The organism is Shewanella sp. S23-S33, assembly GCF_043359565.1.
Lineage (GTDB): Bacteria > Pseudomonadota > Gammaproteobacteria > Enterobacterales > Shewanellaceae > Shewanella > Shewanella oncorhynchi.
In genome coordinates this window covers 1-13,476 of the sequence record NZ_JBHFFD010000027.1, presented here as the reverse complement: position 1 = coordinate 13,476, position 13,476 = coordinate 1, and the positions used below count along the sequence as shown (strand labels likewise).

Here is a 13,476-nt window from a genome sequence, read left to right as displayed (position 1 = left end):
AAGTTTACATGCACTGATGAATAAACGGTCAACCGTACCTATTAGAGCCTGACTTGAGCAAGGCATTAAATGCCGATGTAGTGATAAGGTAATAGGTTTCGGATTTACATCATGGCGCGGGTAAAAAGCCTATTTAGACGCCGAATATATGGTAGTGAACCAATCATTCAAAAGTGTTGTAAAAGCTGAGGCGTCCATATATGGTCACTAAATTTGGCCACAGCTTTAGAATCTTCCCAAAATCTTCGCTCTGATTCATTTGGGCTCAATCCTGCATTGTAATGATGTGGCCTGACTTCACAGTAATAACCAATGATGTAATCAGTCACATCTTGTTTAGCTTCGCTAAAACTCTTGTAGCCTTGGGTCGGGATCCATTCCGTTTTTAAACTCCTGAAAAATCGCTCCATTGGCGCATTATCCCAGCAGTTACCGCGACGGCTCATACTTTGCTCAATCTGAAGGCGCCATATTAATTGTCTGAATTTCAAGCTTGTGTAATGCGAACCTTGATCGCTGTGATATATCACATTCTCAGGCTTACCCCTTAACTCAAATGCCATTTTCAAAGCTTTACAGGTCAGCGCACTATCTGGTGATAATGACAAGGCCCATCCAATAGGCTTGCGGGAAAATAAGTCAAGAACAACGGCTAGATAGGCCCAACGATTACCGACCCAAACATATGTCACGTCGCCACACCACACTTGATCTGGTTGAGTTACTGCAAACTGTCGATTAAGCGTATTAGGGATTGCAACATGCTCTTGTGTCGCTTTCCTATAAGAATGCTTAGGCTGCTGACAGCTTAATAACCCAAGCTTTTTCATTAGATTACGGGCTCGATAACGACTGAGACCAATCCCTTTATTAGTCACTAATTGCGCTATCGTTCGAGCACCGGCAGAGCCATGACTAATATGATGTGCGGCCTTCACTTCACTGCATAAAATAGTAAAGTCTGCATCAATATGTTCTTTTCTTTTTAGCCAATACTTATAGCTACTTCGATGCACTTTGAATGCATTACAAATTGTGAGAATAGAGTGGCTCTGCTTGAGTGCGCTGATTAGCGTAAATTGTTCATCGAGTCTGACATCAAGAGAGCGGTAGCCTTTTTTAGGATAAGATTGTGCTCCTCAAGACGAGCTATTTGCTTCTTCAGCTCACGGATTTCAATTTGTTCAGGGGTAATCGGAGATGCTTTTGGTGTGCCACCCTGGCGTTCTAGTTTTAACTGTCTCACCCATTTATCCATAGTGGATTTACCTACGTTCATCGCCTTTGCAGCTTCGATGATGCTATGGTTTTTATCGAGGACTAATTGGGCAGCTTCAAGTTTGAATTCAGCACTAAATGTTTTTCTGGTTGTCGATCTCATGTGTTCACCTAAAGTCATCTACGAGGTAATAATATCACCTCTATTTAGGTGGCCAAAATTAGTGTGCCACTACAAGAAAGAGTCGATTGGTGCTTATATCGGTATCGACATTTAGTGGAGAATGCTTTGGATGAATTAAACACTATCGAGCAATATCAACAAGATATGACAAGCTAGCAAGAAATTACGCCAGTATGGTGTCACTGGCGTTTATGTTAATGTGGCTGCCGATGTATTGCTGAACAGCATTGGTATAGGAAAGATCAACAGACCCTAGTGATTTAGTCCTAACTCAGTTAACTTTCTAGCGATTCCATCTGATGACTCTTTCCTACCAGAGGCTAAATCAATAAAAAGTCCATCGTTATCTAATGATTGCTGAACAACAAAAAATTTCATCATTCGTTCATATCCATCCATCAATTTTACATTTCTAGTATCAGAATGAATAATCTCAAATTTTGTTCCTGATGGATAAATAACCTCTGACTTATTTGTTAATGCTCCCGTATTAATAGGGTTACCTTTTAAAATAAAAACAGCAGGTTCATTAACTGGATAGTTAGCCATTCTAGTCTTAAACCAGCCTCTAACAAAATCTTGATTTTCTGATGATGACATTGATGCAAAATCAAAGAATCTATCTCCTTTTTCCAAGCCCTCAAAGCCAGCAACACCCTTTGCATCTATCGCTCGATAACTGATAGTGTTTTTTTCTCCAGATGGTAATTTCATTAATCCAGAGTACATATCACTCGCAATAGAAGTTACTCTAACCTTGATATCTTCACGAACTTCATATCCTCTTAGGTATGAATTTAAGTCACTAAATAAAATCCCTTTAAACCTATCTGGATTATTCAAATTATCACCATTCCGATTTCCTATGTAAAAATTTATAGCATCTCTTTCGTTACTAGAGAGAACATCAAAAGCTGGCTTGGTGTGCTGTTCGAATTTCACTTGATTTAACAAAGCATATATATCAGGTTTAGTTTTTTTTTGCGAAAACCCAAATATAAAATCATCAATCATCTCCTTTGACTGAAGATGTAAAAGCTCAGTATCTGAACTCACTTTATTTTCTTCAAAAATACACTTTTTATCATCACTGGTAACTTTTTCACTTTTAATGTGCGGCGTAAGAGCGATAGATTTTTCTGGAGATAAAATATGTACTCCACTTTCATTGTGCTGACTAACTTTATTTAGGAGTTTTAGTATATGTTGTTGTTTAACTTTATTGTCAGTGCTTAAAAGTGTTTGCTGTAGTCTACTTATATCAACTGCATTTATTTTCTTGATATCCAGCTTTTCTAATTTTTGCAATTCGCATGTTGATACATTTAAACTCAACAAGGCTCTATGGGAAAGTGCAGAACTAAACATTATTAAATAAAACTCCAAAATAATTTAATGATAAAAATAGTATTGTAGTAACAAAATGACTAATTTCACGAGATTAATTATGAAATATCATGTAAAAATCTTTCTTTATCTACGTCTGTCTGTTTTTAATACTTATTAAGTATCATTCTGGCTTTGTTTCCTAAATAGATTGTTCTGGTCTAATCCCATCGGACACTTAATTTTGAGACAGTATGGCCAATAAATTAAGAGGTCTATATGAGTCTGAAAAAATCACATAAGAGTTATCCGCAGGCATTTAAAGATGATGCCGTCTTGATGGTGCTCGAGCAAGGTTATAGCGTTGCCGATGCGGCAAAGTCTCTTGGAGTTAGCACGAGCCAGCTTTACAACTGGAAGGAAAAACACGAAGCCCTGCAACAAGGCATCACCTTAGAAGAGTCTGAGCGTGATGAGTTGAAGCGATTGCGTAGAGAAAACAAATAATTACGCATGGAGAATGAAATTCTAAAAATACCCAAGGGGCACACCGAGGCCTGCGCCTTCTTTGCGAGAGAAATGAAGTAAGATTTCGTTTCATCAAACTGCAATCTCACCTGTTTCCCATAGTACTGTTATGTCGAGTAATGAGTGTCAGTAAGTCAGGCTATTACGATTGGCATAAACGCCCTGCAAACGTGATAAGCGTTGAAACACAGAAGCTTTATCGCCTTGTTCGACAGCTATTTAAGCAAAGTCGAGGCAGCTTAGGGAATCGTGAAATGGTGAAGAAATTACGCAAGGAAGGCTACCAGGTTGGTCGCTATCTCGTTCGTAAAATTATGTGCCGCCTTCGACTCAAAGCAAGCCTGCGACGTGCTTACAAGGTGACGACACGGCGAAAACACTCAGATGCAGTGGCTGATAACCTGTTAAACATGAACTTTAATCCAGTATCGGCTGATCAGGTTTGGGCGGGAGACGTGACTTATTTAAAGACGGGTGAAGGCGGGATGTATTTAGCTGTTGTGATGGATTTATATTCACGCCGGATTGTGGGATGGCACATAGACAAGCGCATGACCACGGATTTGATATCTAAGGCATTAATGAAAGCCTACAACCTGCGACAACCAGCGCGAGGGCTGGTATTCCACAGTGACAGAGGCTCGCAATATACCAGTAAGCAATTCGGTAGGCTGCTATCGAACTATGGTGTCCGAGCTAGCATGGGTGATGTGGGTGCGTGTTGGGATAATGCCGTTGTTGAGCGTTTCTTTGGTAGCTTGAAACACGATTGGATTTTTAAAGTTGCTCAACCTAAAGTGTTCAATTTGAGTTGACCAGTACAGCTATTGGTGGTTTATCACCAAAATATAAACAGGCTTTAATAACGCAACCTTCTACTTCTAACGTCCATTAAAAATGGGATGATTACCAGGTGATTTGTTGGCTATTTTGAGGTCCAATACTGACATGTATTGGCTTATTTGCGCCATCGTAATAAAGTCGGTCAAATGGTAAGTTGGTCGCTATCCAAGTTGCCAGCACCTTTGATGGCATTCTATCTATTTTCAAATCAACTGCCTAAGCTCCTTGCCACAAAATCCAAAAGTAAGTTGAATCTTGCCAAGTTGTCGACAATTGGGTCAAGTATTGTTTTGGCAAGATCGGCATAGGCATCCCAGCTTTGTTGCTGTATGGGCAAATTCTGACAACGGGAATTCTCCCAAGTGTCACTGCAGTGAAAGAGAGCTTCAAACGTAAAGTAGCGACTGCAGTATGCTTCTAGGGATTGAGTCATTCTTTGACTTTTCATCCTTTTTTAGTTGATTACCAATCGAAGATATTCACTTAAATACTTGGTGAGTTTTCAACTATATTTGGTTACCAGTTAAAGCTAATTTACTGACTTAAATATATTTAATCTTTTTTATCCTCATCTTCGACATAAATCAATAGCTCCCCTGGTTGACACTCAAAATATTTGCACAACGCATTGATAGTATCAGTGTTAGTGACATTGCCCGGTACGTTGGCAATGCGTGTTAACGTCGCTCGGCTAATCCCTGTCGTCTCACTCACTTCTGACAACGTTATGCGGCGCTTTTCCTTGAACGCTTTTTCATCAAGCTGCTTGATGAGGAGGATCCTGATCATGTTTTATCCGTAAGTCTTATTTACCATCCATCATATCAAATGACTCATACATGACGCAAATAAAGCTTGACATTAATCTTTTGTGCAGTATTGTAATCCCGGAAGATTCAAATGAATCGCAGATGAGTCAGTCTAGGGTCTATATGGTGGCAAGTATGAATACTTATCTTACGACAGAAGAGTTATCTATAAGGATTAAGTACGACGTTCGGACTATCCGTCAGTGTCTAAAAGATGCTGTGCTGTTTGAAGGCGTACATTACATCCGGCCTTTTGGCGGGCGAAAAATTCTCTACATCTGGGAACGAGTTGAGGAGTCTATGTTGCTTGGAGCCTCTGCCCATGATCTGATTAATCAGATGAACTAGGAGATTGCTATGGGAACAGTAAATAGCCGTGATGGGAAACTTTATTTGGATTTTCGCTATAAGGGTGTGCGCTGCCGAGAGCAGACTAGTCTTGTTGATAATTCAGCTAATCGGCAGAAGCTAAATAGGTTGCTAACGCTACTCGAACAGCAAATGAAGGCGGGTAGCTTTGATTATGGCCATCATTTCCCTGATAGTCCTAAAGCTGAGTATTTCAGACAACTTGCTAAAGTTAGCCAACTTAAAGCTTCGGGAGGACGGATGCTGTTTGGCACTTTCGCCAACCTTTGGTTAGTTGAAAAGAGAGTTGAGTGGCGAGCCAGTCAAATAGAGACCGTTGAAGGTATCTTGAGGTGTCATCTGTTACCTGCAATGGGGGATAGTATGATTGCCACTATTAGTAAGACTGACATTCTTGGCTTTCGCACTAGGCTGTGCGAACCGGATCTGGCCACCTTAAAAATTTTATCAACCTCTCGGATCAACCATATCATGACATATTTGCGATTGATCCTGAATGAGGCTGCAGAACGTTTTGAATTTCAGAGCCCGTGGCGAAATATCAAAGCGTTACCTATGCCAAGAAGTGAAATTCAGCCATTTTCTCTCAACGAGGTATACAGAATTGTAGAGAATGTGAGAACAGATTTCCGTACTTACTACCTAGTTAGATTCTTCACGGGGATGAGAACAGGGGAAATCGATGGCCTAACTTGGGAGCATATTGATTTTACAAACAGATTGATCCACATCCGCCAGTCACTGGTACGTGGCAGCCTTGGCCCAACTAAAACGCCTGGTTCATGCCGAGCTATTGCAATGAACCAGCCAGTATATGAAGCACTTCAGACCCAAAGTGAGCAAACCGAGACTCAGAGCAACTTCGTGTTTTGTAACCGGCGTGGTGACGCACTGAGTCATCACAATGTCACCAAACGCGTTTGGTATCCACTGCTGAAAAGTTTGGGACTCGAAAAGCGAAATCCTTATCAAACAAGACATACAGCAGCAACCCTTTGGCTCGCTGCTGGAGAGAGTCCGGAATGGATTGCTCGACAGCTAGGGCACGCCAATACTGGTATGTTATTTAGGGTTTACTCGCGCTATGTACCTAATTTATTGGGGCAAGACGGTGCAGCATTTGAACGGTTGATTGGCAATGGACCCAAAGGGGAGTCGTCAAAATGAATATCAGATCCCGAACAAATAATGCAGATGACTTGGCCTGGGTTCATCTGATTGAGCGCAGAGAACAGGTAGAGTTGTGGCAATTTAGCTGCTTAAGAGAGTTATACTCTTGAGCTATCCCCTAATGTTATGGAAGGTGTAGAACCTTACGGGCAATTAGTGATGGTTCAATGGAATCATTGTGATTATTTGCAACGGGTAAAAATAATTTTGAGTATTCCTGAGGTCACTGATAAAGCTGTTGTGCATCATCATTTTAAACTCGTACCAGCAGGTTGTGAGTCTATCATTATCGATATCTGGGGGATTTTGGGGCTTATCCATGATGATGCATTGAGACGTTTTTACTTAGCAGTGTTACTCAACAATGAGCTTATGGGGCAGTTTTTTACCGGCAGAGCGAGTCGTAGTCATCATCATAATCATTCTTGTGGATTACTGGAGCATAGTCATGAGGTGGCGGTGACAGCGGCTATGCTTTGTTGGCGTTATAATGTAGGACCCTTGAGTGTATGTGTGGCTTTCATTGGGGGTCTTTTGCACGACATAGGTAAAATTCACCTTTTTTACAATGCAGATACTCGGGATGGCATTGCGGGTTCTCACGAGTCTTACAATTTTATGGTGTTGGCTGGACCTTTGGAGGCATTGCATCGTAGTTCCCCCAAGATTTTTGAGGCGTTGAGTAGTTGCTTTTCGGTCAAGGTAGGGCGCCGCTCAGAGGCTTATCTTCCAGCCTCTATGGTGAGACTATGTGACAATCTATCCATGGAAGTATGTCATTGGCGCACCGCTTTTGCAGACGTGCCTCCCCATCATTGGTACGCACATTCCGCCATGAATGATCAATGGTATAAGCGGCTTGGGTGAGGCGTGGGGGCATTATTTCTGCTCCCATTGCCTTATTTGTTCCGCTTTGAATAGGATGATCGCCAGCCGGTGGAATACGGTTTGCAATGCTGGGGAAGAATATTGGCTTATTGCTTTGCCACCGTTGCTTTTTATGTGTTTTTGTTCATTGGTATGACGTAAAAATAATCTTCCAGCTCCTTCTGGATATTCGTTTATTTTCTGTAACGTGTCGCGAGTTATTTCGATATCGGGGTGACATCGCCACTGATTATATGTTTTGCCATATTGATAACGCAGTTTAAGATGCCAGCGCTTCCAGGTAAAAAGTTGGCTTACCAATGCCATGAATCGCTGAAACTCTGTCGCTTTATCAAAGAAGATCGACGTGTGGCTGCTGGTTGTATGCGTCAGACAATACTGAATAGCCCATCGTAATTCGACTTTTCCTTCTTTGCTCGACTTGAGCTTGCTACATGCTTGTAACGCTGAATAAATATCCTTTCGATCAGCAATGTCAGTAGGTTCTGCGGGTAGCAATGCATAGCAACGTTTTTTTGAAAATAATCGGTCAATGTCTTGTGGTGTTTTTAACATCCGAAGTGCAGTTGCAGCATCAAGCCAGCGTTTGACCTGTTCTAGGGGGAGGCGATAATGAAGTGCGACTTCTTGATAGTCATGACCAAGCTCAATCCTCCTGAGTATAGCCAAGGCCTGAATGTAGTGACTGCTTTTTTCAACCACGTTGTTCTGAAGGACTGTACTTTGACGAATGCTGTTCACTGGGCTCATAAAAGGTGAGAGCCGTTTTCTAAAGAATGGCAGTAAACGTACAGGGGTTATGTTTCCTGATTTTTGCATCACTCTATAACGATAAGGGCATACACCAAGTACCACTTTCGCGGTGCCAGCAGGTATTTCTTGGGCATTTACCGCCAAATGGCTGCCCAGTAGTATGTCGGTGAAATGTAAGTAGCTTCTGAATGTTGTGTCTGGGCTGCTATGACCTGCAAACACAGCCAGCGCAGAATATCTGTCACGTAACCGTCCTTCACCAAATATCAATTTACGTATAATCTTCCGTTGCGAGGGGGTGTACGGCAGCATAGCCTTCACTACTTCTGGCAAGCCGATCAGGTCATCATGGGCAAGAAGCTGAAGTCTGGACAATGCCGTATGGCGTAGATGATACAGTCGATAATAAATACCGCCGGTTAATTGAGACAATATCTCTTTCATCATCAAGGATATTTGACGAGTGTTTAACACTTCAAAGGGATTTCCATCTGCGTGAATGAGCAATTCGGCATAGTGGTTATGGCAAGCCAAAAGACGTTCACTAAGATGGCTTTCCACCAAAAGCTTTTCGTTGTCAGTCAGTAAAGGCAATAAAGGCACTTTTCGAAGCGCTGAGTCGGTTTTGTTATGTCCGTGGCGACTTTCACGAACAAATAGCCAGCCGACAGAAGAGGGCTCGATGTCTTTTAGACGCAGTTTGGCGACTTCTCCTGGTCTGAGACCAGTTCGATAAGCAATGATGAGAAAGCACTTTAATATCCGTTTGGCAGCATGGTTTAAGTCTTCTAAATAATCAATTTGACGCAGCAGGGCTGAAAACAGTACCTCATCAACAATGGCGGCACTCACATGGGGAGTAATATCGCTCCCTTCGCTTAGTTGCTGATTAAGAGGAGGGAGATCAAATTTCTGTTGTGCGAATGAGTGTAGGTTCTCAAATCGACCGGCCTTATAGTGCTGTTCCCGCTGACTGTAGGTGCGATTCATAATTTCTTGATAAAGATCAATAAAATCGTCACTACTCAGACTGTATAGGTCAACGCCTGCGGTAGCGGCCAACCAGTCGCCCCCAATTGCTCCAAAATACCTATGAGCTGTTGATACTGCATTTTTCTCGGTAGTCATGTGATGGATAAGCCATTGAAGAAGGATCTCTTCGCTTGGGCGGAGGCTTGCTTGTGTTAGTTCTAGTTCCCGCAACTTACTGACAACATAAATCTTTCCTTGGGATTTTGCGTTATCGTGCTTAAGTATTTCTCTTATTTGATTCAGCAGGTATCGGTTACCTAGCTTAGAACTGCGTGATGACGGTGTTGCTGAACTGTTTGTTTGCGTTAGATCATACCATTGCTTGAATTGAGCAAAGCTCCTTACATTGCAGGATCCCGTTGTGCTTTTCAACAATCTGAACCAGTAAACACTTGGTAGAGATGCGCTTTTTTGACGTCCCAACGAATACTCTACCAACACTTGTGGTAGATCGACATTTAGTTGAGTCTCTGCAAAACAAACCCCGCCTTGTCGAAGTTGTGTTATTGGAAGATCAAGCTTGAGTTCAGACTTGATTATCTCTAAACATTTTGTAATTGATTTGGGGTAACGCCAATTTTTGGGTCTGAAACTTAGGAATTGCTTCATCAGACCAAGGCTTATCGGGTCGGGGAAGAACTGAACTTCCACCTGAGCTTCATTGGGCCCTATACCGTCGTGATCGGTATAGAGGTTACTGGCAAAGTCCTTCCCATGATTTGGCCTCAACCTTAGCCAGCAAAGGTCCTTGTTGCCATTTAATGGTTTATCATCGGTTAATGCTTTAGCCAGAGCAGGCCATAGTGCAGGTCGGTTTAGGCCTCCATAGCAAATACAACTCATCAGCAATCTGGCAAAACATTGCTGGGGATCGGATGTTTTATCAAGATTGTCCAGCAAACCGTGAATTTTTGAAGCGAAATCAGAAGTATTGTGCTGCCAGGTCAAACTTCTCAGCGGTCGAACCCTACGAAGGGTGAGATAGTCTGAAGGTGGATTGATCTGCCAAAGTCCTTGTCGGTTACCCGTTTCTAATTGTCTGCAGATAAAAGAATATCCTCGGCGGTATGCTGTTTCCGATTTGAGGACCTTTCGCAGATCCGAGTCAACCTGTGGCCAAACTGCCGAAAATCGATCGTATTTCGGTTGTGTTTCAAACAGTTCAGGTAGATGTTGTTCAAGCACCGCCAGAGCTTGTTTTATTATCTTTATATGACTTTTTTGCCGAGCAGCGGTTCTCGATTGATGCCCCAATAGCCGTACTAGGGATTTTTTTTCAGTTGGGAGAATCAGTGGGTTTTCCATGCATCAACCACCGTAATGTCATGAGTGTTCAGTAGCGATTCGATATGCTGAGCGATGCGGTTGAGGTATTGAGTTGATAGCATGCTATGACGACCCATTGACTCTTCTCCGATATCTTCATGTCCCATCCAACCATCAATTTCTTCCGGAGCAACACCGATACGCTTTAATTCGCTGCGCATGTGATGTCTCCCCCAGTTCGCAGGCCAAGGTAACTGGTCGCCAAGAAATGCTTTTACTCTAGCAGGCGTGAGTTCTTGCGTAATTTTGGGGATGTTGTCCTGTTCTTGATGCTTTATAAAAAATAGAAGATTTCCTCTGCCAGTAATCGCTGCGTCAGCACGATTGGAAATGTCTTCTGCAATGAGCTGACTGCGCTTTTTCAACTCTTGAAGATGTTTTAGATAGTGTTCGAGTTGCATCACCGCTGTCTTTGGGAGTATTAGCGTTCTGGAGGCCACCCCATGGCGGTTTTCTTTATCGCTTATCCACCAGGAGTTGTTATGGCTGTTGAAATCTGTGCGTTGTCCCATCGGGGCGTTTACATCGCGGTGACCTGTTGCAAAAGTCAGTAGAGACCATACGTAGCAGACATAGTGATTATGTAGTGTTGCGAGTTCTTCCAAAGAATGCATTCGTTGGCGAGGGATTTGACTCCTCAGTATGCGGAAAAAATTGTACAAAGTCTGGGAAGGGAGATGTAATGCACTGCCCAGTTGCTTTTTGATGGGCTTAGCTATGGGGAGTTCCGGATCGATTTCAGCTATGTTGAATATTGAAATCACGTATTTGCGGTAGTTTTCGATCAGTTTATCCACATCGAAATTAGAGTAGCTCAGTGCAGGCTGGTTTCGGGGGGCTCGCCCTTTTATCAATCCGACTTCGGCACGATCCAGCCCGTTATTGAGATACCAGTGCTCCATAAATCGGGTAATTCTTCCAAGACTTAAACGGCATCGATGTCGCTTGTTAATGTTATGAATGACTGACTTCAAGTCCTCCGTGCCAACGTTTTGAGTGAGCTGATCTTGTAATATTTTAGGGAGCGGCAGCACCAAATGGTTTGTTGTTTTTTTCAAGCATTTTTCCAGTCTACCATCCTGTTTGCTTGCGGGTACTGAATGGCCGAGGTACAGGCAAGGGTGATGTTTGTAGTGTTTTAGAAAAAATGCATTTGAAGATTGTGCTAGTGAAATAGGATCTCGACCACATAGAAGACTCAGAAGCAGGGCTGAACAGCTTTCGGGGTCTACTCCATTCATAATTCCATCGGTCGTGAAGCTAATGAGCTGGCGTATATCCCATTCGGTAAGTTGATTGTAACTGCAGCTTAACGATAGCTGCATAATGCTCAATTTTTCGGTCAGACATTGATGCTGTATAGCCCGGACGGCTCTTGATGTTGGGGAACGGTTTATTTTTTGATTATGTGTCAAGGTACTCTCTTCAATACGAAATGTTCGGCCTGCTGTTATTGTTAGAGCCTCATCTCGTTCTTGACCCGTCGTCGGTTTTGGGGAAATGACATATAGTTCTTTAACCTCTAAACCAGCGTCTTCAAATGCATCAATGGGATTGAGTTCGACGAAGATGTCAGAGTCTGAAGTTGGAGGTATTCTAATTCTTCTTCGCCGTCTTTCGGTCCAAGATAGCGCGTCTCTAAGCACTAAATCCAAGTAACCAATTCCGTATTCTTGCAGGGCAGGATACTTATGCTTACGTAGTTCTTTAAGTGCAGATACCAGTAGTTCAATTGATGATGTTCCATCCAATTCTGGCAATATATCCAATAGCTTTCGATGCCTAGGGTCCATCGCGACCAGACGTAACTCTCGTAATGCATTTTCATTTCCGGAGGTTGCTAGTTGCTGGTCATGGGTATAGCGGATGAAACAACAGATAAGAACAATAGATTGGTATGCCGTGTATTTTGTTATCCATTGTGGTGTTACATTGGGTGGTAACACTGCACAAATGGTGGCAGCAAATGGATATGATGTAAGATGCTTATTTTTCTTTAAAATTCCAAATATTTCAGTGTTGCTCACTGAGCCTGGAGACGTTTTTGTTATCAGAACCTTTACTAACCTATGCATCAGTTCAAATTGTTCCCAATAGCCTGCTGGAAATGCTTGAATACTGTAGGCGAGTTGCATTAACAGAGTTTGCTTGAGCTCTGGATTTAAATGCTCTGGCACAAGCCATTTGTTTAATAATTCCTTTAATTTTTTGCTGATGTTGCGTGCCGGAGGAGTCATTATTTTGGCTCCCATGGCATTGTTAATTCGGAGACAATATCGACAGAATCAGATGTTTGACATTTAGGAGACTGGCGTTGTCGCTGCTGAACCAGAGTGCCTCTCGAGATAGATAACAAATCACAAAATAGCTGGTCAGGTAGTGTATTTCTCTCAAAGAGTTCGCGTGAAAACTGCTCTGGCAGTCCTTGGCGCCAGGCATCAATAAAAGCTGCAATATTTTTAGAATTGATGGATAAACTGAGCAGTTGGAATAGTGACAACCACGCTTTTTTCTCAATTATTTCAGGCGTCAATTGGTCTTGAATGTTTGCTTCGTAAATCAGCAAAGTACCTTTTGGTGGGCGTCCGTTATCCCAAAAACTTGCTGCCCAAATAGGACTATAAAACTGAAATGTTCTAACACGATGTTTTGCCTTATTGCTTTTTACTCTCGAATCTGTGTGCCCTAAACAATATATTGTTTGGGAGGCAAATTCAGACCTGATACTTGCAGGTAGGGCATGTCGATTACAGAGCCCTGGGAATGATTGCATTACATCGAATGCATTTCTTGCTGCGGGATGTAAAATCAACTTATGCTTGTCTTGGTACTTTAAAATCATTTGGGCCATCAGAATTCCATTTCGTGTTATTACGTCTTTTCTTTAATATAGTGCTCACTTTTTCACCTCCCAAGTGCGATCAAAAATTGATCGGGAAAAAGATCGATTTTTGTGATCGTCATCGGGTTTGTTTCCTTAATCGAATTAATGAAAAAGCCCCTAAAGTTGTTTAATTAACCTGAGATCGG

General features: G+C 42.3%; 9 protein-coding genes and 2 pseudogenes. 5 read left to right on the top strand and 6 right to left on the bottom strand.

Annotated elements, in window-relative coordinates; translation table 11 throughout:
* Positions 1 to 167: 167 nt before the first annotated feature.
* Positions 168 to 1,381, bottom strand: a protein-coding gene (locus tag ACHA99_RS08770; protein ID WP_393942220.1) for an IS3 family transposase whose coding sequence is annotated in 2 segments (ribosomal slippage) — positions 168 to 1,123 and positions 1,123 to 1,381 — 1,215 coding nt in all. Because the reading frame shifts where the segments join, the coding sequence is not laid out codon by codon here.
* Positions 1,382 to 1,453: 72 nt separating this feature from the next.
* On the opposite strand from ACHA99_RS08770, the pseudogene ACHA99_RS08765 reads away from it, so the two are divergent.
* Positions 1,454 to 1,623, top strand: a pseudogene (locus tag ACHA99_RS08765) (IS5/IS1182 family transposase); the annotation flags it as partial.
* Positions 1,624 to 1,654: 31 nt separating this feature from the next.
* On the opposite strand, the gene ACHA99_RS08760 reads toward ACHA99_RS08765, so the two are convergent.
* Positions 1,655 to 2,770 (bottom strand): hypothetical protein, encoded by a 1,116-nt coding sequence (locus tag ACHA99_RS08760; protein WP_393942218.1) that lies wholly within the window; start codon positions 2,768 to 2,770, stop codon positions 1,655 to 1,657.
* Between the two features lie 237 nt (positions 2,771 to 3,007).
* Between ACHA99_RS08760 and ACHA99_RS08755 the strand changes: the two are divergent.
* Positions 3,008 to 4,050, top strand: a pseudogene (locus tag ACHA99_RS08755) (IS3 family transposase); the annotation flags it as partial.
* Between the two features lie 601 nt (positions 4,051 to 4,651).
* On the opposite strand, the gene ACHA99_RS08750 reads toward ACHA99_RS08755, so the two are convergent.
* Positions 4,652 to 4,888: a helix-turn-helix domain-containing protein gene (locus tag ACHA99_RS08750; RefSeq protein ID WP_393942216.1), complete on the bottom strand. Its 237-nt coding sequence runs from the start codon at positions 4,886 to 4,888 to the stop codon at positions 4,652 to 4,654.
* 155 nt (positions 4,889 to 5,043) lie between these two features.
* On the opposite strand from ACHA99_RS08750, the gene ACHA99_RS08745 reads away from it, so the two are divergent.
* The 3 genes from ACHA99_RS08745 (at position 5,044) to ACHA99_RS08735 (ending at position 7,314) form a co-directional block, all read left to right on the top strand.
* Positions 5,044 to 5,256, top strand: coding sequence for a hypothetical protein (locus tag ACHA99_RS08745; protein WP_254053132.1), 213 nt, complete (start codon positions 5,044 to 5,046; stop codon positions 5,254 to 5,256).
* Positions 5,257 to 5,265: 9 nt separating this feature from the next.
* Complete coding sequence (locus ACHA99_RS08740) at positions 5,266 to 6,444, top strand: tyrosine-type recombinase/integrase (RefSeq protein WP_393942214.1); 1,179 nt, start codon at positions 5,266 to 5,268, stop codon at positions 6,442 to 6,444.
* Positions 6,445 to 6,573: 129 nt separating this feature from the next.
* Positions 6,574 to 7,314: an HD domain-containing protein gene (locus tag ACHA99_RS08735; RefSeq protein ID WP_393942212.1), complete on the top strand. Its 741-nt coding sequence runs from the start codon at positions 6,574 to 6,576 to the stop codon at positions 7,312 to 7,314.
* 12 nt (positions 7,315 to 7,326) lie between these two features.
* Here ACHA99_RS08735 and ACHA99_RS08730 read toward each other — a convergent pair whose 3' ends face one another.
* The 3 genes from ACHA99_RS08730 to ACHA99_RS08720 are packed head-to-tail and all read right to left on the bottom strand — an operon-like array spanning position 7,327 to position 13,297.
* Positions 7,327 to 10,425: a tyrosine-type recombinase/integrase gene (locus ACHA99_RS08730; RefSeq protein ID WP_393942210.1), complete on the bottom strand. Its 3,099-nt coding sequence runs from the start codon at positions 10,423 to 10,425 to the stop codon at positions 7,327 to 7,329.
* A complete protein-coding gene (locus tag ACHA99_RS08725) occupies positions 10,410 to 12,683 on the bottom strand; it encodes a hypothetical protein (protein ID WP_393942208.1) in 2,274 nt (757 codons plus the stop codon). Before ACHA99_RS08725 ends, ACHA99_RS08730 begins: the two co-directional genes overlap by 16 nt.
* Entirely contained in the window at positions 12,683 to 13,297 is a 615-nt protein-coding gene (locus ACHA99_RS08720) for a hypothetical protein (RefSeq protein ID WP_393942206.1), read from the bottom strand. The genes ACHA99_RS08725 and ACHA99_RS08720 overlap by 1 nt, the downstream gene beginning before the upstream one ends.
* Positions 13,298 to 13,476: the final 179 nt, after the last annotated feature.